Below are 19,418 nucleotides of genomic sequence, written 5' to 3' on the forward strand. Positions count from 1 at the left end.
TTCAGAAATCGACGGTGGCCGACAGCAGCAGGGTGCGGGGTGAACCTTGGGAGAACGCCCCGTAGGACGCGACGCCCGACCAGTACTCGCGGTCGAACACGTTCTGCACGGTGGCGCGCAATGTGGTCGGGTGTTCCGCAATGCGGGTCGCGAAGCGTGCACCGACATCGAAGCGGGTCCAGGCCTCCAGTTCCTGGGTATTGGCCTGGTTCACGTACTGGCTGCCTGTGTAGATCGCGCCACTGGTCAGCGTCAGGCCCTCGACCCACGGCGTGTCCCATTCGGCCCAGAGGTTGGCCTGAACGTCAGGCACGCCCACCGGTTTATTGCCACGGTTGGCGGCAACACCGGTCTTGGTCAGTTCGCCATCGAGGAGGGTCACGCCACCCAGCAGGCGGGTGCCCGGGGCGATCTCGCCAAATACATTGAGCTCCACACCGCGGTTGCGTTGCTCGCCTTGTACCGAGAACACGCCAGAGGCCAATTCGCCGCTGGGTTTCTTGATCTGGAACAGCGCCAGTGTGGACATGAAGCTGCCGTAGTCGACCTTGACCCCGACTTCCTGTTGGCGGGAGATGTAGGGTGAAAAAATCTCCCCGGCGTTTGAGGCGGCGGACGGTGCGGTGTCACCCTTGCTCAAGCCTTCGATGTAGTTGTAGTAGAACGACACGTGGTCCCAGGGTTTGGCGACGACGCCGAACAGCGGCGTGGTAGCGCTTTTGTTGTAGGAGGTCGTGACCGTCCCGGCCGCATTGTAGTTATCGGACTTGATGTTCTGTTTGCGCACGCCGACGGTCACTTGAAAGCGCTCGTCCAGTACAGAAAGGGTGTCGGCCAGGGCCACGCCTGACAGTTCGCTCTCGGAGATTTTCGGCGTATCCGGTTTGGCGATGAAGGGCTCTGGCCGGTCGACCGGGTGGTAGATGTTCGACAGGATCGCCGGGCCGGAAATGATGCCTCGGGACAACTCATCGCGATAGCGGGTGACTTGCAGGGCAGTGCTGTGACTGACCGGCCCGGTGTCGAAGCGCAGGCGGGCGCCGGCGTCGACCGTGTAGCGCTGGACTTCGAATTTGTAGTAGCCGGGGATCGAAGAGGTGTCGCCGGCCGCGTTGATGATGGTCGGGGTCTGATCGGACATGCGCGCTACCTCCGATTTGCCGCCACCGGCGTGGGCAAATACGGTCAGGGCATCGTCAAGGTCGTATTCACCGCCGAACAGCGCCGACTGGTCACGGGTTTCAGACCACCCCCAGTCCTGGCTCACGCTGGTACGGCCGTTGGCCGCTGAGGGAATCGGTACGCCGGGTGCGATGAGAAACGGCCGGGACGCGGCGTCGAATTGTTCTTTCTGGCTGATCAGGTCCAGGGTGGTCCGCAGGCGATCACCCTCATAGTCCAGAGAGATGGCGCCGATGTCGATGTCCCGGGTTTGCTTGTCGATGGCCGTGTCGCCTTGCTGGACACTGCCGTTGATCCGTACACCGAACCGGCGTTCCTCACCAAAGCGCCGACTGACGTCGAGGTGGCCGCCGAGCTGCGAATCCATGGCGTAACTGGCGGTGAACCGGGTCAGGTCCTCGTCAAGTGAACGCTTGGGCACAACATTGATCACGCCGCCAACGGCGCTGTTGGGTGACATGCCATAGAGCAGCGCGCCGGGCCCTTTCACCACTTCGATGCGTTCGACGTACTCGGTGAACACCCGGTAGTTGGAGGCCACACCGTACACACCGTCGAACGCCAGCTCACCGAGATTGCCTTCGCCGACCGGAAATCCACGGATGAAGAATGAATCGACTATGCCTCCGGTCTGGCCCGTTGAGCGCACCGAGGAATCTCGCTCCAGCACATCGCCCACGGTGACCGCCTGCTGATCCTTGATCAACGTCGAGGTGTAGTTGCTGACACTGAAGGGGGCGTCCATCACATCCGTATTGCCCAGCATCCCGAGGCGCCCGCCGCTGGCGACCTGGCCTCCCGGATACACCGAGGGCAAGCCTTGGGTACGTCGGTCGGTGCCATTGATCGCCGTTTCCTCCAGGGTCAACTGGCGTACCACCAAGGTGTAGCTGCCGTCGTCGCGTGAAACCATTTCCAGGCCACTGCCGGCCAGCAAGCGTGTGATCGCCTCCTGCCTGGAGTACGAGCCGGACAGGCCTGGACTGACCAGGCCTTCGGTGATCGAGGGCTGGAACGACAAGGCAATGTCGGCATCCACGGCAAAACTCGACAAGGTTGCACCGAGCGGCCCGGGGGCAATGTTGTAAGCGCGGACAACCGTGGAGTCCCGTTGCGACGGTACGGCGGCCAAGGCAAGCGGGCACGCGGCACCGGCCAAGGCAAGGCTGAGCAACACACTGCGAATCACTGGCTTGAGCAGACGGTCCGGCCGTAGGGGCCGCGCAACGGGCATGAATGGATGACCTGTGGACGAGGTGAAAAGGTTGTTCCTGTCTTTGCCAGTTGAGATCAAAAAAAGTATCACCCTTGCGGCAACTTTTTTGGCACGAGGTCAGGCGGGAGAGAGCGTCACCCAGTAACCACTCAAGTGACCGGTGACGAGTACCGGGTAGGTTTGCACCAGCATGTTCAGCGTGCGCTGGGTATCGCTGATCGGAAAGGCGCCGGAAATGCGCAGCTCGGCAATGGCCGGATCACAGCGCACGAAGCCTTTGCGATAACGCGCCAGCTCGGAGACGAAATCCGCAAGGCGCATCTTGTCGGCCATGAGCATGCCTTGAGCCCACGCGCCGACGTGACGATCTGTCGGGTTCACTTGGCCAAACGTGCGGGATGAAAAATCGGTGCGCTGTCCGGCGTTGATGATCAACGGGGCGGATTGACTGCTGTCCGCCAATTCGACCCTCACCGCGCCGTCCAGTACCGCGAGATGCGTGCGGGGCTGCTGTTCGCGAACAATAAATCGCGTGCCCAATGCCTGCATTCGGCCCTGGCGTGTGCTGACCAGGAAGGGGCGTGCCAGCGGCGAAGTATCGGGCGCGGTCTGCACCAGTATTTCCCCTTCGCGCACGTTGATGAGCCGCTGATCGGCGTCGAAGATCACATCGATGGCGGTGTCGGTATTCAGGGTGATATTCGACCCGTCGGCCAGGGTCAATTCGCGTCGCTGACCTACGGCCGTCCGGTAGTCGGCGGACCATTGCTGTGATTCCAGCAGTTTCCAACTGCCCCAACCGGCAGGCAGCACGGCCAGGAGCATCGCCAGTTTACCCAGGGCGACGCGGCGTTCGGGATTGCTCGGGCGATCCAGCGCCGACATCGCCAAGGACGATGGCAGCCCGCCGAGCTTGCTCAGCAGTAGCTGCGCGCGCGACCAGGCACGATCCCGTTCGGGCGTGCTGGCCTTCCAGCCTTCCCATTCGGCACGCTCGGCGTCGCTGAGGTCGCTTTCACTGAAGCGCATCAGCCACTCGGCCGCTTCTTCGAGGACTTTGGGGTCGAGCTGCGAGTCATTGCGACGAGTGAGCATTCATTCCACCAGCATCAGGCACTGCACGAAGGCTTGCTTCATGTAGCGCTTGACGGTGATCAGCGAGACGTTCAGTTGCGCGGCGATATCGTCGTATTTCAGGCCGCCGATCTGCGACAGCAAAAACGCGCGCTTGACCAGTGGCGGGAGGGTGTCGAGCATCGCGTCGATCTCGTGCAGGGTTTCCAGCACCATGAAGCGCAATTCCGGCGAAGGCACTTCGGGCGCGGGCAAGTGCGCGAGGGCGTCAAGGTAGGCGCGTTCGAGCGCCTTGCGCTGGTACCAATTGACCAGAATGCCCTTGGCCACGCAGCTCAGGTAGGCCCGGGGCTGCTCGATGACCGTGACTTGGGAGGCCAGTATGCGAGTGAAGGTGTCCTGCGCCAGATCCGCCGCATCCATGGCGTTACCCAGTTTTTTTCGCAGCGTGGCGTACAGCCAGCCGTGATGGCCGCTGTACAGGGCCTCGATCGCGCGCAGATGATTGCTGTTATTCGCGGGAAGGGTATCGCTCATGGCGGCGGCTTTTTTGCAATTGAGAAGTATTCCCAATGCTAAGTGACAAAGATGCTCTGACGCAAGGGCGATTCTGCATCCCGTTTTCAGATTCGCGGCATGCACATCAGCGCTTCAATCAGGGTGTCGATTTCGCCTTCGGTGTTGTAAGCGTGGACCGAGGCACGGCTGACTGCCTGCAAACCTCGTTGCTGCATGTCGAGCAGGGTCGAGCGGAAGGTCGAGGTGGAGACGTTGATCCGTTTCTCTTGCCCCGCAAGCCATTGTTGTACGTCTGCGGCGCTGCTGCCTTGATGCGTGAACGTCACGATGCCGGACGTGAGGGCACCTCTGTCGCAAAGTGTGACGCCGGGGACTTCGGCCAGTCGATGCCGCATGTGGTTCGCCAGTTGCTGAATGCGCTGCCACATTGGCTCGATGCCTTGTGCCAGCGCGTATTCAACCGCTGCACCCAGGCCCAGTTTCGCGGCCACGTTGCACTCCCAGTTTTCGAAGCGTCGTGCATCGTCCCGAATCTTGAACGTGTCTGGCGTCAGCAACGACGCGGCATGCAGGTCGAGAAATGTCGGTTCGAGGTTCTGGCACAGCGACTTTTCAATGTATAGAAAGCCCATGCCTCGGGGGCCTCGAAGGTATTTGCGGCTGGTCGCAGCGAGGAGATGACAACCGATTTTTCGCACATCGATCGGCATTTGCCCGACACCCTGGCAGGCATCGAGCAAATACAGCACGCCCGCGTCCCGGGCCAGCGCACCGATCTGCTCGATGGGCTGAACCGGTCCGCCGTTGGTCGCGATCACCGGCAACGACACCAACGCCACGCGATCATCGCCCAGCATGTCCTGCAAGGCGGGAAGCGAAACCTGGCCCTGTTCATCATTGGGGATGATCCGGATCTCAATGCCGCGCTGCTGTTTCAGTTGCAGATAGGGAATGAAGTTGCCGGCGTATTCGGTGGTGGAGGTCAGCACCACATCACCGGGTCGCAGCGGCAATGAATAAAAGGCCATGTCCCAGGCGCGGGTGGCGTTTTCGATGACGGCGATTTCGTCGGGATCGGCGTTGATCAGTCGGCCGATGGCGCCGTAGACATTGTCCAGTTCAACCGCACGTTGGCCGGCCGCCTCGTAACCACCGAGGCGCGCTTCGAATTGCAGGTGGCGCGTCATGACGTCGATCACCGGGTCAGGCGTTAAAGAGGCACCGGCATTATTAAAGTGAATCAGCTGCTCGACACCGGGCGTGTCGGCACGCAGTTGTGCAATGTTCAACGCAAGACTCCTTGATCAGTCGCCGGGTGGGGCTTGACTCGTTTGCATGACCACTGGCCAGTAGCGCAGGGCAACAATGGGAATCAGCGCAAGCACGTAGGCCAGGCACACAAACAGGTAGGTGTACTGCAAGCCATAGACCTGGCTGAGTAAACCACCCGCCGAGATCCCCGCAATCGAAGCGAATTGCGCGGTGCTCTGCGCAATCCCCAGCACATAGCCCTGTTGTGAGCTGTCGGCCGTTTTCGAGATCAGGGCCATCAGCACCGGTGTGGTGGCGCCCAGCAGTACGCCCCATATGAAGTAGGCAATGACAAAAACAGCAGGGTTGCGCGTGACACCGGCGATGGCGGTCAGGACGACGCAACCGATGACAATGTAGGTGATGCGGTGCAGGGTTTCCTGTTGGGTGCGGTGCTCGAAGTAGCGCGACCACGCCGTGGCCGAGAGGATGAACCCCAGTGCCAGCAAGCCGTAACACAGGCCGACCACCGAATTGCTGACCTCGAACACCGAGCTGACATACAGCGAGAAGGAGGTCTGCGGCAGCATCCGCGCCAACAGCAAAATGCCCATGACGCCCAGCAGCGACAACAGCGGAGAACCTTGCCAGACGCTGCCTGAACGGCTGGCCGGCGTCGCCGTGTCCACGACCGGCGTCTTCTTTACGGGGGGAACATCCGGCAACGTCACGGCCGCCACCACGGTGCAAATGGCGCATAGGGCCGAGGCGATGATGTTGATCCAGAAGAAGGTCGCGTAATCGAGGATCAGTCCACCGACGACGGCACCGAGTAACGAACCGACGTTGGTCGATATCTGCAGGATCGCAAACAGTCGCGCCCGCCGCGAGGGGGCTTCGATACTGACGCCGTAAGCCTGTGCCGGGGCGATGTACCCGGCAAAAGCCCCCTGCAAAAAGCGCAGGATCAGGATCACCCAAATGTCACTGAACAGGGCCAGGCCAAGCTGGGTCAACGACAAACCGGCGAGGGCGCGGATCATCATCAACTTGTGGCCGTAACGGTCACCGATACGGCCCCAGAAGGCGCTGGTCAGAATAATGCCCAGCATCGGACCGACGTAGACGGCGATGCTGGCGAAGCTGAATACCGATTCCGAAGCGGTCAGCCCACGCAGGTGGACGGGCCAGAACGGCCCGCTCATTTCCATCGCGCCCATGGAGATGAGCTGGATCGCGAACAGAAGGTAAATCAGGATTCTTACTCGCGAACCCTGGATGGGACCTGCATGGGACATGAGTCAGCCTCGGTGGTTAAACGGCATCAAGCGGGTTGGTCAGCGTGTGCTGCAAACGATAGTTGGAGTACTGCATCAAATGCATGCGCAACAACGACCGGGTTGGCCATGGGTCCTGAATGAACGCTTTGCGCTCGACTTCCCACAGCGCTGGCGAGACCCGATCGCGGACGGCCGCGAAGGCGTTCTCGGTTTCCTCACGCAAGACCTCCCACATCCTTTTGCTGTTCAAGGCGTACTCCTTCGTCAGCCACAGGGCCATTTCGTGAAGGTGTGTGAGGAACGCCGCGTCCAGCACGAACATGCGCACCGGTTCGATATCCTCGACAAACACCGTCGGCAAGATGCCAGGCTGAACATGCGGTTGCAGGGTATAGCCGCGCTCCTCCAGCAATGGAGCATAGGTCCTGCCATCGCCGAAATCGCGGATCAGCAGACTACGTGCTTTGCCATCGGGGGAAAACAGCACCATGGTGTTTTGTTGATGCGCTTCGAGCCCGATGCCGTACAGCAGATAGATCGCCACCACCGGGCGAGTGACCACGTTGGCGTATTGGCGGAACCAGTTCTCGACCGTGTCGGCGCTGGCCCGAACGCCGTCGCGTTCGATCAGGTCGGTAAACAGCGGACGACCGCTACCGGGCAAACGGGTAAACAACGACGCCACGGTAATCGGCAGGCAATCGTCGCTGCGTTCAAACGCCTGCTGACTGGCGCGATAGACCACTGACAGATGACGGCCAGGTGCGTCGTCCTGGGTGATCGCGTTTTTGTAACGCACGCCGATCTCTTCCGGGAAGATCTCCAGTTGCTGGTCGAAGCCGTTTTCGGCGGCGAGGATTTTTGTGATCACCGTGCTGATGCGCGGCCCCATGTGAATAGACTTGGCTTGCAGGCTGCGCAGCTCGCTGGTCATCCACAACGCGATCGGCAACTTGATCAGCGGCGCGGTTTCTTCCAGCACCGGCATCATCGTGCGGTACGACATGGTCGGCAGGGTTTGAAGGTCCGGCCCCTCAGTGATCAGGATGCCGTCTTCGATTTCTGCGGCAAACGTCTTGAGTACGTAGGCCTGCAAATGCCAGGTGTGAATCGGCAGCGGTAGCCACTGGGTTTCATCCAGGCCCTTTTCATTGAGCGAAGCCTTCCACTGTTCCCAATGCACCGGGAAGTTCGTGGCAAACCAGGCGTGGTAGCTGGTCACGTGCGGCATGCTTTCGCTTTTGGCCATGTCGGCACGCAATGCGGCAATGCGCAGCGGCACTTGGGCGTTGAACTCAGGTGACAGTTGCTCGACTTCGGCGTCACTCAGGCCCGGACGGGATTTCCACGTCGGGTAATACGGGTGACCTTCCAGCGAACCCCATTGGTCCAGCAGGATGGCGGCGTCCTTGGTGCTGGCGTGTTGGTGAAGGTAGTCGGTGAGGCTGTCGAGGCCATGGCTTTTGGCGGCGTCGGCCAGTCGCGCGTTCCATTGTTGGCGATACTGGCGAGCATGGGCATCGTTCAGCAAGCTGTTTTCCATGTCCGACTTGAGCCCGGCCATGCCTTCGTCGGTCGGTTCGAAGTCGAAGCTGTCACGCAGCACGTCCAGCAAGTCCTGGTGACTGTAAATCAGCTGGCGTACGCCTTCATCGGTCACCAGCACCACATCACCGTCGTTGACCAGGGTGTCGGCCGGCCCCATGGCAATGTCGGTGAAAAACACGTGCGCACGGGCGTTCTTCAGCGGGTAGGTGGCCTGGTTGCCCTCGGCGGAAAACACCAGGGCCGAACGGTCCAGAATGTTTTCGGCAAACAGGCAACGGATCAACCGTCGCAGGGCGTTTTTGCGGGAGTAGGCGATCAGTGTCTTGAGGTCATCCATATCAGCTATCTGCTCGTCGGTAAGTAAATGAAGAGGCGAGGGCGCGAGTCATGCCGTGCGTGGCCAGTGGCTTGGGAAGTAATCCAGCGCCGAGTCGCGCAGGCCTTGCATGTAGGAAACGCTCCAGTGCAGGACTTCCTCGATGTAGGGGACTTTCAGCTCGAAACGCCTGGCCATTTCCACCAGCAGCACCAGGCCGTAGGCGACGTCTTCGTTGAAGGCGCGGCTCTCGCGTTCGATGACGTAACCGGCGCGGTTGTCATCGGCGGGCACCATTGGCGCGAGGATGTCGTTGTAGGCCTGATTGGTACGCAGGATCGACAGCATGCTGCTCTGGTCGCGAATCTGTTCGCCGTACGCCTCGACGATTTCCTGTTTCAGGGATTTGACCGAAGACAGGTCGACGCCCATTCGCTGGCTGATGACGGCGCACAAGTCCTGGCTTTCCTGATCCATGCGCTCAAGGAAGTAGGCGCCCAATTCGGGGCATTCGGTCCACCAGCACATGCGCTGGGGAAAGATCTTGCGATGCCATTGGCCGTAGGGCCCGATCAGCCCGTAAATCACCGAGCTGTGCATGATCGGGTTGCCCGGGGTGAGGGTGATTTCGAGGTAGTTGTCGAGCATCGTCACGCATGGACCGTAGAGTACGGAGAGGATTTCGTGCAGGTGCTGGCGGGAGGCTTGCGACTCGCGGGCGTGGGTCGCCACATACAGCTGGCTTTTGCCGCCGCCCATTTTGATCGACAGACCGGGCTTGAGGTCGAACGCCGTGTGCGGGACATCCTTCATGCCCCAGATCACCAGGTTCGGCCGGTCGGCCAGCGTGGCTTCGGCCAGCCAGTCGAAACCGCAGAAGCCGGGAATCGCGCCGATGTACACCGGTTTGCTCGAACTCAGATGCGGCGCGATGGCTTGCAGGGTGTGTGGTCGGGCATGGGCCGGCACGGTGATGATGACGATGTCGGCATCCTCGACCGCGGCGCTGGCGTCCGTGGTCACCCGGTCCAGCCGGGCGCTCAGCGTCGAGCCGTCCGGCATCAACGCCTGCATCGGCGTGTGGCGAGTGTGTTGGTCGACGATCTCCAGGTTGCTGGTGAGCATCGAGACCTGAACGTTGGGCAGCTGTTTGAACAGGATGGCATTGAGGTGACCGGTCCTGCCTCCGCCACAGATGGCGACTTTCAGCGGTTTCATTGAGAGGCGTTCCTGTGTGGGAGAAGCGTCATGCGACGCTCAATTGCAGAGGCGTGGAGACCGAGTCCAGCCACTGGGTTTTGCCCAGCCAGATATCCAGCTGCGGCGCGACATCCGGATCCAGCAAGTCGCGCTCTTCCAGCCATTGATCGTCGAATACCGTGTGCAGGTACTTTTCGCCGCCATCGGCTATCGGCACCACGACGTTGCCGGTCAGCACGCCTTTGTGGATCAGTTCCAGGGCTTTGAAAATCGCACCACCGGTTGATCCTCCGACCAGCAAGGCCAGGTTGCGAGCGATGTACCGTGCCGTTTCGAAGGCTTGAGAGTCGGTGACTTGCACGCCCAGGTCGATGCAGCTGTAGTCGAGCACCAGGCCCACGGTGTCCCCGGCCGGGGTGCCGGTGCCTGATTGATAGTACGGATAGCCGGGATGGCCGAAGACGATGGAACCGGCCGGTTCGACAGCGACAGTGACGGTGTCGGGGTTGTGCAGTTTCAACCCGCGAGCGATCCCTGTCATCGAGCCGCCGGTGCCGACGCAACCGACGTAGGCGCCGACGCGACCTTCGGCCTGGGCAATGGTTTCGCGCACGAAGTCGCTATACCCGCCGGCATTGGCGGCATTGTCGGATTGGTTCATGAACACGGCGCCCGGAATCTGCGCCGCGAGTTCGGCCGCTAACCGTTGGCGCTCGACCACGGCGACTTCATCTTCGCGATAGGTCCCGGCGACAAACCGGACTTCAGCGCCCAGTGCCTTCATCACGGCGATCTTGTCTTGAGCCGCGTGGTGATCGACCACGGCGATGAAATGCAGGCCGAACTCGACGGCCGCCATGGCCAGGCCGATGCCGGTGTTGCCGGAAGACGATTCGACGACCACGCCACCCGGTTTCAGCCTTCCGGACTTGAGCGCCGCCAGCACCATGTTGCGTGCCATGCGGTCTTTTATGCTGCCGCCGGGATTGTTCTTTTCAATCTTGAGCAACAGCCTGGCGTTTGTATCTGGAACATCAATACCCAATATTGGCGTATTGCCAATAAGGTCCGAGACTTTATTCAATATCATTTGAAATATTCCCTTCTAGTAGTCCGGTGAAAACGCGTAGTTACCTTCCGTACAACAGGTCGCCATCAATCGCCGGGGCAGGGGATGGCGATGAAACTCGTTCTCCAGCAAGTCCATCTGATAACCGGCGGTGTTGACGTAAATCAATAAGTCACCTGCTTGCGGTGAAGTACTGAAGTTGATCAAGCGGTGGGTGATGACATCGTCCTCCAGACAACTGTGACCGGCGATGTAGGCTTTTACCGATTTGTGCGGTAGTTGGCGGGTGCTGACAAGTATCGGATCGACGAGGTATTCGGATGAGAACCACGTTTCGCAGGCACTGAAACTACTGCCTTCAACAAAGATGACGGTTTTGTTGTCGGCCAGCTGTTTGGTGCGGGTAATACGAAATATTGAAATGGCGGCCTGGTCTACCAGGCTTCGGCCGGGTTCCAGTGCCAGCGTTATCTGCTGGGTTTTCAAATAGCTTGCAATGGACTGTCCTGCTGAATAATCAGCTTCGAGAAATAAGGCCAGCCACTGACAGGCCGTCAGGCTGCTGCCGTATGGGTAAAAAGAGGCTGGAACTTTCTGGTTTTCATAGTTGCTCGGCTTATTATCGTTTTGTAAAAAACTGCTATAGGCCTGAGGCTCGACATAACGCATCGGCAAGCCTCCGCCGATGTCGATCATGGTCGGGTTTAACGCCATCTCCCGCGCGGCTTCGACGAATCCGGTCACCTCACGAAAGGCTTGTACCCGGGTTTCGAATCCATAGCCGCCGAGGTGGAAATGGAAACCTTCAAAGTGGAAAGTTTCGCGGTGGTCAGTCAGGTGTTGCAGGCATTGAAGCATCTCTTGCGCGCCCATCCCGAATCGGCTCGCCGGGCAGCTCTGTGGCCTGTAACGCAGTAGAACCCTGGCTTTCACAAGCTCCGGCATGGATTCGATCAGTGCTGTGAGTTGATCGTATTCTTCCAGCGAGTCCACGCAAATGAGTGAGCCGGCCTGCACCAACGCCCGATGAAACACCGTGGTTTTGGCCGGTCCCGTGGCGCACAAACGTTGCGCAGGCATGCCGGTCCGCAGCGCCGCGTCCATTTCGTGGAGGCTTGAAACATCGATGCCGATGCCAGCGTTTGAGGCCGCGCCAAGCAGGCATTGTGATTTATTGGCTTTGGCACCATAGAAAATAGCGTGCTGCACATCGTGCTGTTTCAACACCGCCAAGAGGGCGCCGGTATTGTGCTCAAAGGCATGTGGCCACACCAGATTCAAGGGCGATCCGTATTGAGACACCAGTTCCAGAATTGTTTGTGGATAATGGTGAATCAGTTGTGCCACCACCGGGTCGAGCAGCGGTTTAAGCAGTTCTGGCTGATGAACTTCGACCTGCTCATTTAATGGTGGCGCAATTGTAATAGGCATAGTTAACCCCTGGCATCGAAAATCTGGCCATTCATATTTCGACAACTAAGCGTTATCGACAGATGTAATCTTTGCGCTCGTCAGGTACGAGCACTTAATGATTCAGGAGGCGGATCCCAGACAAAACCCGAGAATGTGTCAGGGGTAATAATCGTAATAAATGCTATACAAAACAATTGCATGAGAACCCCATTCCATAAGGTTTATAGGGACAGATTGATCGGCCATTAATAGATGGCCCGACCCCCTGTAAAGTGCCAGCAGCTGATATTCAAATGACACCACTGCTCTGTACTTTCCGTGAACATGAACGCTTGCTTTGATTCAAGAATTGTTTCTCTTGGCGGCGAGAACAATATTGCTAACGCGAACGATTATCAAGTAAGGTTTTCAAATATTTTGGATACCCACTCGTTGAGCAAGAGTGCAAAAGCGATTATTTGCCCGCTCTTGCAAGCATTCGTTCCTGCATAAAAAATCACCTTAAAACCTTGATGAACAAGGCGTTGAGGGTTGATGCAACACGCCGTTTCCAGGCTCGGAAATTCAACGATCCCGATACCCGAAATTTTTTTAAAACCCACGACTGATGCATGCCCAGGAGAGATTCATGACAACTGATCGTCTCAGCACCCAAGCCACGCTTCCCATCAGCTACCTGTTCGTTCCAGGCAATCGTCCCGAGCGTTTTTCCAAAGCGGTCGATTCGGCTCCGGATGCGATCATTCTTGACCTCGAGGATGCCGTTCATCCGGGAAGCAAGGCTGCTGCGCGAGCCGCAATCTGGGCTTGGCAGGAGAGCACGCCGACTGTCCGCTGCCAGCGTTACATCCGTCTGAACAGTGTCAGCAGTGCGCTCTTTCGCCAGGACCTGACCTGGCTCAGGGACATGCGTTATCCCGAGCGCTGCGCGGGTATTTTCCTGCCCAAGGCGGAACGCCCCGAGGACCTGTCGCGGGTCGTCGAAGACCTGCTGGCCTGGAACCCCGAACTCAAGATCGTCGCCATCATCGAGACCGCCAAAGGCCTGCAACAGGTCGAGGACATTGCCGCAATACCCGGGCTGGCGCGCCTGGCATTTGGTTCACTGGATTTTTCCCTGGACATCAATTGCAGCCAGATCCCCGAAGCGTTTCTGTTCGCTCGAAACCGGATTGTGCTGGCCTCGCGTACCGCCGATTTGCCGGCACCGATCGATGGCGTGACACCGGCGATCAGTGACATGACGGTGGTTGCGCAGGAGTCGCATTACGCCCGGTCCCTGGGGTTTGGCGCCAAGCTGTGCATCCATCCCGCACAGTTGGGTACGGTCCAGCGAGCCTTCCTGCCTGATGCGCGTCAGCTGGCCTGGGCGGATCGAGTCCTGAGCGCCGTGGCCGGAGGCAGTCATGCGGTGCAAGTGGACGGCGAGATGGTCGATCTGCCCCTCATCGAACACGCACAGCGCCTGCTGGACGTGGCCAGCCGATACGCGCTGGTCGCCAAGGCAGATGCCTGCTGAACCTTCGTCGAACAGGAGATGAATCATGGGGCACGGTTATCAGATTGCGCTGCGGCCATTGTGCGAGGTGCTGCAGTCGGAGCAGGTCGATCCCGCCAATGTGGCGTTGCTGCGCGAGGCCATCATCCGCGCCGGGCATTGGCTGGAACCGATCATCGTCGAGCGCTCGAAAGGCATCGTGATGGACGGCAATCACCGGTTCAATGCGGCGCTGCAGCTGGGGTTGAAAAGGGTGCCGTGCATCCAGCTCGATTACGCCGACCCGCGCGTTTGTGTGCGGCATTGGCAAACCGGGCACACGTTCGAGGTGGCACGGATTTTCACCACGATCGCCCGTGGCGAGCTGTTTCCGTACAAGACCACGCGGCATGCGTTCGACCCGGCCCTGCCGGTGATCGCGATACCGCTGGACTGCCTGTACGCGTGATTGACCGGGCAGGCTCCTCGGCTTTACGGCCGAGGGGCGCAAAAATTTTCGAAGAGAGGGTGATACTTTTTCGAGGGTCGACTGGCAATAGGAGTGATTACCATTTTCTCTTGCCCAAAAGGATCCTTACGTCATGTCCGTTGCCAGTCGACCATGCGGTGAGCGCGCGTTAACGCAGGCCATTCGTACCGCCATGCTGAGTTTTGCCCTGGTCGCAGGAAGCGCCAACACCTGGGCCGCCGCCCAACAGCAACAGGATGCTGACGCCGCCAAGACACCTGACACTTCCGTAAACCCGAATGCCGATGACCTGACGCTCGGCGCTACCAACGTCACTGCCGATTACAACAACCCGACCGCACTGCCGGGCGTCCTTGCCGGTGGCCAGGTTGCTCGCGGTGCGCGTCTGGGGATGATGGGCAACAAGGATGTGATGGATACGCCGTTCAGCGTCACCAGCTACACCGCCAAGACACTGGCCGACCTGCAAACGGTGACCGTTGCCGATGCCCTGGAACGAGATCCATCAGTGCGCTCCACCGGTCAAACCGGCGGCATCGTCGATTCCTTTTTCATTCGCGGTTTCGCGGTGGGCGAAGGCAACCTGGGCGAGCTGGCCTTCGACGGTGTGTATGGCGTGGCGCCCAACTATCGGGTGTTCACCGACTATGCCGAACGTGTCGAAGTGCTCAAGGGGCCGGGTGCCCTGATGTACGGGATCTCGCCGAACAGCGGTGTCGGCGGCGTGATCAATATCGTTCCCAAGCGGCCACTGGCCGAAGACCTGACGCGCTTTACCGCGAGTTACGCGTCGGACTCGCAAGCGGGCGGTCACTTGGATATCAGCCGTCGTTTTGGTGACGAGAATCAGTTCGGCGTGCGCTTCAACGGCAGCCTACAAGGTGGCGATACCGCCGTTGACGATCAGGAACGATCGGTCGACATCGGGGCCATTGCGCTCGATTATCAAGGGGAGCGTCTGCGCCTGAACTTGGACTTCATCAGCCAGAAAGAAAGCTTCGAGGCACCTTCGCGGCCCTTCACAGTGGCGCCGGGCATCGATGTTCCTTCTGCGCCCAATGGTCGTACCAACAATACGCAGGATTGGGGATGGTCCGACACCCGGGAGCAGTCGGCGTTGCTGGGCGGCGAATATGACCTGACTGACGCGGTCACCGTATTCGCCCATGCCGGTGGCGGCAAGGCAGACGTCGAGCGCAAGTCCGACCAGGTGCCGAGAATCCTCAACAACGCAGGCGACACCAGCAACATTCCCGGCTACTACAAATTCAACGTCGATCGCTCGACCGCCGACGTGGGTATCCGTGGCGTGTTCGCCACCGGGCCTGTCACCCACACCACCACGCTGATGGCGACCCGGTATCAGGACGAACTGTCCCGGGGCATCACCAACGGCACGGCGATCAATTCGAACATCTACCACCCGGTGGAGGTGCCCGAGCAATTCATCAACGCGCCAAAGGTGCTGCGCATTTCCGAGTCGGAGTTGTCTGGCGTGGCATTGACCGACACCCTGTCCGTGCTGGACGACCGCATCCAGCTGACCTTGGGCGTGCGTAAACAGGACATCGAGTCGCGCAACTACACCGCGACCGGTTCGGTCAGCTCCAAATATGACGACAGCGCCACGACGCCGCTGGTGGGTGTGGTGGTCAAACCCTGGGAAGACGTGTCGCTCTACTACAATTATGTGGAGGGCTTGAGTAAAGGTGATATTGCACCGGGCACCGCCGCCAACTCCGGCGAAACCTTCGCGCCTTACGAGTCGAAGCAACACGAACTCGGCGTCAAGTACGAGCATGGTAGGTTCATGACCACCCTGGCGTTGTTCCAGATTGAAAAGCCCAGCGGCGAAATCGGCGCTGGCAACGTGTTCTCGGTACAGGCAGAACAACGCAACCGTGGCGTCGAGCTGAGCATGTTCGGCGAAGTCGCGCCGGGCACCCGCTTGATGGGCGGCGTGACCTTCCTCGATGGCGAACTGACGGATTCCGCCACAGCCGCTAACCGGGGCAACGAACCGGTGGGCGTGCCCGACGTACAAGCCAACCTCTGGGCCGAATGGGACACCCCGTGGCTGGAGGGCTTCACGCTCACTGGCGGCGCGATCTACACCGGCAGCCAATATGTGAATCAGGCCAATACCCAGGAGCTGGATGCCTGGACGCGCTTCGACACAGGCGCTCGCTACACCACCAAAATCGAAGGTCGACCGACGACGTTCCGCGCCACGGTGCAGAACGTCTTCGATCGAGAGTACTGGTCTGGCGTCGCCTCGTATGGTGCGTTCTCCCCGGGTTATCCGCGGACGCTGCAGCTGTCGGCTACGGTCGATTTCTGATGGGGACGGGTCGTCGGCGACAACGCTTGGTGAATAGCCGCGACGGCATTTTTTGATGCCTGACAGTTTTTGAAAAGGAGTATTCGAATGTTAAACACCTCAGCATCGGCGACCCTCGCCCCCTTGAAATTCCAATCGACGACTGCTCATCGGGCGTTCGAGTTCGAGCGCAGTTCCAATGAGCATATCCGGGCGTTGCTGCGCTATTACGGATTGCGCACCAGCCTTATTCGCTTGAAGGTGATTGATGCCTTGCTGGTCGCCGCGAGGGAAGGAACGCCCATCGGTGTGCGCGGAGTGCATTCCTATCTGCAATCCTTCTCAACCGATTTAGCGTTTATCAGCGTGCGGGAAGTGCTCAGGCGTCTCTGTGACGAGGGTGTCATCGTTTTTGGGGCCGACAAGAGTTACTGTTTTACTGAGCAGGCAATCGCGATACTGGATACGCACTCGGATCGCGAAGACTCAGCAGCCTATAAAGGCAGGTGAGTTCAGAGGGATTCCCCCGACCCGTATCACCGGGTCGGGGTGGCCCCTTCAAGCCTTACGGATTCAACAATCGCATCACTTCACGTCGAAGCGATCCAGGTTCATCACCTTGGTCCACGCCGCCACGAAGTCCTTCACGAATTTCTCCTTCGCGTCACTGCTCGCGTAAACCTCAGCCAGCGCCCGCAACTGCGCATGAGAGCCAAAGACCAGATCAACACGGGTCCCGGTCCACTTCACTTCACCGGTTTTGCGATCACGTCCTTCAAACGCTTCGTTTGCCTCTGAGGTCGGTTTCCATTCCACACCCATGTCCAGCAGGTTCTTGAAGAAGTCATTGGTCAACGCTTCTGGCTGCTGGGTGAACACGCCGTGTTTTGTCTGCCCTACATTGGTGTTCAATACGCGCAGACCACCCACGAGCGCGGTCATTTCTGGTGCGGTGAGCGTCAGTTGTTGCGCTTTGTCGATCAACAGATGCTCGGCTGACACGCTGTAGCGGGACTTGAGGTAGTTACGGAAGCCATCGGCGATGGGTTCGAGGAAGCCGAAAGACTCGACGTCCGTCTGCTCTTGCGAGGCGTCTGCCCGCCCCGGTGTGAAAGGCACCGTGACGCTGTGCCCGGCATTTTTCGCCGCTTGTTCGACGCCCGCGTTACCGGCCAGCACGATCAGGTCGGCCAGCGAGATTTTCTTGCCGCTGTTGTTGAACTCGCTCTGGATGCCTTCGAGTTTCGCCAGCACATTCGCCAGTTGATCAGGTTGGTTGGCTTGCCAGAATTTCTGTGGCGCCAGACGCAGACGACCGCCATTGGCGCCGCCACGTTTGTCGGAGCCACGGAAAGTGGAAGCGGCTGCCCACGCCGTTGATACCAGCTGCGAAACGCTCAGGCCCGAAGCAAGCACTTTGCTCTTGAGCGCGGCGACGTCACTGTCGTTGACCAGCGCATGATCGACCTCTGGGATCGGGTCTTGCCACAGCAATTCTTCGCTGGGCATTTCCGGGCCGAGGTAGCGGGAGAGGGGGCCCATGTCTCGGTGGAGCAGCTTGAACCAGGCACGGGCGAAGGCGTCGGCCAACTGGTCTGGATTTTCCAGGAAACGCCGTGAAATAGGCTCGTAGATCGGGTCGAAGCGCAGCGCAAGGTCCGAGGTCAGCATGGTGGGGTTGCGCCGTTTGGACGGATCATGAGCATCCGGAATGGTGCCGGCACCCGCGCCGTTTTTAGCGACCCACTGGTGCGCCCCGGCCGGGCTTTTGCTCAATTCCCACTCGAAGCCGAACAGGTTTTCCAGGTAGTTGTTGCTCCACCGGGTGGGCGTGGTGGTCCAGGTCACTTCCAGGCCGCTGGTGATGGTGTCCGGGCCTTTGCCGGTGCCGAAGCTGTTCTTCCAGCCAAAGCCCTGGGCTTCCAGGCCGGCGGCTTCGGGCTCGGCACCGACGTTGTCGGCAGGTCCGGCGCCGTGGGTTTTGCCGAAGGCATGGCCGCCGGCGATCAGCGCCACGGTCTCTTCGTCATTCATCGCCATGCGCCCGAAGGTTTCACGGATGTCCTTGGCCGAAGCGACCGGGTCCGGGTTGCCTTCAGGGCCTTCGGGGTTCACGTAAATCAGGCCCATTTGCACGGCGGCGAGGGGGTTTTCCAGGTTGCGTCCTTGTTCGGTACGGCTTTCCTCATTCTCCCCCGGCTCGGCAACGAGCGGACCTTCGCCGGGCTCCTGCATCGGTTCGTTGTCTTTGCCGTAGCGGGTGTCACCACCCAGCCATTTATTTTCCGAACCCCAGTAGACGTCTTCATCCGGTTCCCAGACGTCCGCACGGCCACCGGAAAAACCAAAGGTCTTGAAGCCCATGGATTCGAGCGCAACGTTGCCGGTGAGGACGATCAGGTCAGCCCAGGAAATTTTACGACCGTACTTTTGCTTTATCGGCCAGAGCAGCCGGCGCGCCTTGTCGAGGCTGACGTTATCCGGCCAGCTGTTGAGCGGTGCAAAGCGCTGCTGACCGGAGCCGGCGCCGCCACGACCGTCGCTCGTGCGGTACGTGCCTGCGGCGTGCCAGGCCATTCGAATGAACAGCGGCCCATAATGACCGAAGTCGGCCGGCCACCAGTCTTGGGAGTCGGTCATCAGCGCCGTCAGGTCGCGCTTGACCGCCTCAAAGTCCAGGGTCTTGAATGCTTCGGCGTAGTTGAAACCCTCGTCCGTGGGGTCGGACAGGGACGAGTGCTGGTGCAGGATCTTCAGATTCAGTTGGTTCGGCCACCAATCGCGGTTCGTTGTGCCACCGCCAGCGGCGTGATTGAACGGGCATTTCGATTCATTTGCCATGTGTGAGCTACCTTTGGTCGTGTTTCATCCGGCTATCGGCCCGGGGTGGGCGTTAGATAGCAACGAGCGAACTCAATGACATAGGCTGCAGGACCAACAGTTGGGTCAACTGATTGTCTGGACCACACGGGAAATCTGGACAGCGGCGGTGGCCCACGGGTGGCCTAGTCAAGCTTCGGACTCATTCCTGTCTCCTTATCAGCACTAAACCGGCCAGCTTGT

14 protein-coding genes are annotated in these 19,418 nt (G+C 59.6%); 4 read left to right on the forward strand and 10 right to left on the reverse strand.

What is annotated here, in order from left to right; translation table 11 throughout:
• Position 1 precedes the first annotated feature (1 nt).
• The 9 genes from ACA072_RS11955 to ACA072_RS11995 all read right to left on the reverse strand — a co-directional run bounded on the left by ACA072_RS11955 (position 2) and on the right by ACA072_RS11995 (position 12,086).
• Positions 2-2,416, reverse strand: coding sequence for a TonB-dependent siderophore receptor (locus tag ACA072_RS11955; protein WP_497624480.1), 2,415 nt, complete (start codon positions 2,414-2,416; stop codon positions 2-4).
• Between the two features lie 99 nt (positions 2,417-2,515).
• Entirely contained in the window at positions 2,516-3,493 is a 978-nt protein-coding gene (locus ACA072_RS11960) for a FecR domain-containing protein (RefSeq protein ID WP_497624481.1), read from the reverse strand.
• The gene (locus ACA072_RS11965; RefSeq protein ID WP_497624482.1) at positions 3,494-4,009 is read right to left on the reverse strand and encodes a sigma-70 family RNA polymerase sigma factor; all 516 of its coding nucleotides are present in this window, start codon (positions 4,007-4,009) and stop codon (positions 3,494-3,496) included.
• Positions 4,010-4,095: 86 nt separating this feature from the next.
• Positions 4,096-5,280 (reverse strand): aminotransferase class V-fold PLP-dependent enzyme, encoded by a 1,185-nt coding sequence (locus ACA072_RS11970; RefSeq protein WP_497624483.1) that lies wholly within the window; start codon positions 5,278-5,280, stop codon positions 4,096-4,098.
• 15 nt (positions 5,281-5,295) lie between these two features.
• Positions 5,296-6,540: an MFS transporter gene (locus ACA072_RS11975; RefSeq protein WP_497624484.1), complete on the reverse strand. Its 1,245-nt coding sequence runs from the start codon at positions 6,538-6,540 to the stop codon at positions 5,296-5,298.
• Positions 6,541-6,556: 16 nt separating this feature from the next.
• A complete protein-coding gene (locus ACA072_RS11980) occupies positions 6,557-8,407 on the reverse strand; it encodes an IucA/IucC family protein (RefSeq protein ID WP_497624485.1) in 1,851 nt (616 codons plus the stop codon).
• A 48-nt stretch (positions 8,408-8,455) separates the two neighbouring features.
• On the reverse strand, positions 8,456-9,604 hold the full coding sequence (locus ACA072_RS11985; protein ID WP_497624486.1) for an NAD/NADP octopine/nopaline dehydrogenase family protein: 1,149 nt from the start codon (positions 9,602-9,604) through the stop codon (positions 8,456-8,458).
• A gap of 28 nt (positions 9,605-9,632) precedes the next feature.
• Positions 9,633-10,676: a PLP-dependent cysteine synthase family protein gene (locus tag ACA072_RS11990; RefSeq protein ID WP_497624487.1), complete on the reverse strand. Its 1,044-nt coding sequence runs from the start codon at positions 10,674-10,676 to the stop codon at positions 9,633-9,635.
• Between the two features lie 15 nt (positions 10,677-10,691).
• Complete coding sequence (locus ACA072_RS11995; RefSeq protein ID WP_497624488.1) at positions 10,692-12,086, reverse strand: Y4yA family PLP-dependent enzyme; 1,395 nt, start codon at positions 12,084-12,086, stop codon at positions 10,692-10,694.
• Positions 12,087-12,696: 610 nt separating this feature from the next.
• On the opposite strand from ACA072_RS11995, the gene ACA072_RS12000 reads away from it, so the two are divergent.
• The 4 genes from ACA072_RS12000 to ACA072_RS12015 all read left to right on the forward strand — a co-directional run bounded on the left by ACA072_RS12000 (position 12,697) and on the right by ACA072_RS12015 (position 16,865).
• Entirely contained in the window at positions 12,697-13,587 is an 891-nt protein-coding gene (locus ACA072_RS12000) for an HpcH/HpaI aldolase/citrate lyase family protein (protein ID WP_497624489.1), read from the forward strand.
• 25 nt (positions 13,588-13,612) lie between these two features.
• A complete protein-coding gene (locus ACA072_RS12005; protein WP_497624490.1) occupies positions 13,613-14,014 on the forward strand; it encodes a transcriptional regulator in 402 nt (133 codons plus the stop codon).
• A gap of 133 nt (positions 14,015-14,147) precedes the next feature.
• Entirely contained in the window at positions 14,148-16,376 is a 2,229-nt protein-coding gene (locus tag ACA072_RS12010) for a TonB-dependent receptor (RefSeq protein ID WP_497624491.1), read from the forward strand.
• 87 nt (positions 16,377-16,463) lie between these two features.
• Positions 16,464-16,865: a fe2+ zn2+ uptake regulation protein gene (locus ACA072_RS12015; RefSeq protein ID WP_497624492.1), complete on the forward strand. Its 402-nt coding sequence runs from the start codon at positions 16,464-16,466 to the stop codon at positions 16,863-16,865.
• A gap of 75 nt (positions 16,866-16,940) precedes the next feature.
• On the opposite strand, the gene katG is transcribed toward ACA072_RS12015, so the two are convergent.
• Positions 16,941-19,196 (reverse strand): catalase/peroxidase HPI, encoded by a 2,256-nt coding sequence (katG, locus tag ACA072_RS12020; protein WP_497624493.1) that lies wholly within the window; start codon positions 19,194-19,196, stop codon positions 16,941-16,943.
• Between the last annotated feature and the right edge of the window lie 222 nt (positions 19,197-19,418).

The organism is Pseudomonas sp. LBUM1656 (assembly GCF_059716065.1).

What these genes read in the sequence shown, in the direction of transcription:
- ACA072_RS11975 (WP_497624484.1), bottom strand. Translation starts at nt 6,540, where the DNA reads ATGTCCCATGCAGGTCCCATCCAGGGTTCGCGAGTAAGAATCCTGATT.
- katG (WP_497624493.1), bottom strand. Translation starts at nt 19,196, where the DNA reads ATGGCAAATGAATCGAAATGCCCGTTCAATCACGCCGCTGGCGGTGGC.
- ACA072_RS11985 (WP_497624486.1), bottom strand. Translation starts at nt 9,604, where the DNA reads ATGAAACCGCTGAAAGTCGCCATCTGTGGCGGAGGCAGGACCGGTCAC.
- ACA072_RS11995 (WP_497624488.1), bottom strand. Translation starts at nt 12,086, where the DNA reads ATGCCTATTACAATTGCGCCACCATTAAATGAGCAGGTCGAAGTTCAT.
- ACA072_RS11955 (WP_497624480.1), bottom strand. Translation starts at nt 2,416, where the DNA reads ATGCCCGTTGCGCGGCCCCTACGGCCGGACCGTCTGCTCAAGCCAGTG.
- ACA072_RS11990 (WP_497624487.1), bottom strand. Translation starts at nt 10,676, where the DNA reads ATGATATTGAATAAAGTCTCGGACCTTATTGGCAATACGCCAATATTG.
- ACA072_RS12015 (WP_497624492.1), top strand. Translation starts at nt 16,464, where the DNA reads ATGTTAAACACCTCAGCATCGGCGACCCTCGCCCCCTTGAAATTCCAA.
- ACA072_RS12000 (WP_497624489.1), top strand. Translation starts at nt 12,697, where the DNA reads ATGACAACTGATCGTCTCAGCACCCAAGCCACGCTTCCCATCAGCTAC.
- ACA072_RS11965 (WP_497624482.1), bottom strand. Translation starts at nt 4,009, where the DNA reads ATGAGCGATACCCTTCCCGCGAATAACAGCAATCATCTGCGCGCGATC.
- ACA072_RS11980 (WP_497624485.1), bottom strand. Translation starts at nt 8,407, where the DNA reads ATGGATGACCTCAAGACACTGATCGCCTACTCCCGCAAAAACGCCCTG.
- ACA072_RS12005 (WP_497624490.1), top strand. Translation starts at nt 13,613, where the DNA reads ATGGGGCACGGTTATCAGATTGCGCTGCGGCCATTGTGCGAGGTGCTG.
- ACA072_RS11960 (WP_497624481.1), bottom strand. Translation starts at nt 3,493, where the DNA reads ATGCTCACTCGTCGCAATGACTCGCAGCTCGACCCCAAAGTCCTCGAA.
- ACA072_RS12010 (WP_497624491.1), top strand. Translation starts at nt 14,148, where the DNA reads ATGTCCGTTGCCAGTCGACCATGCGGTGAGCGCGCGTTAACGCAGGCC.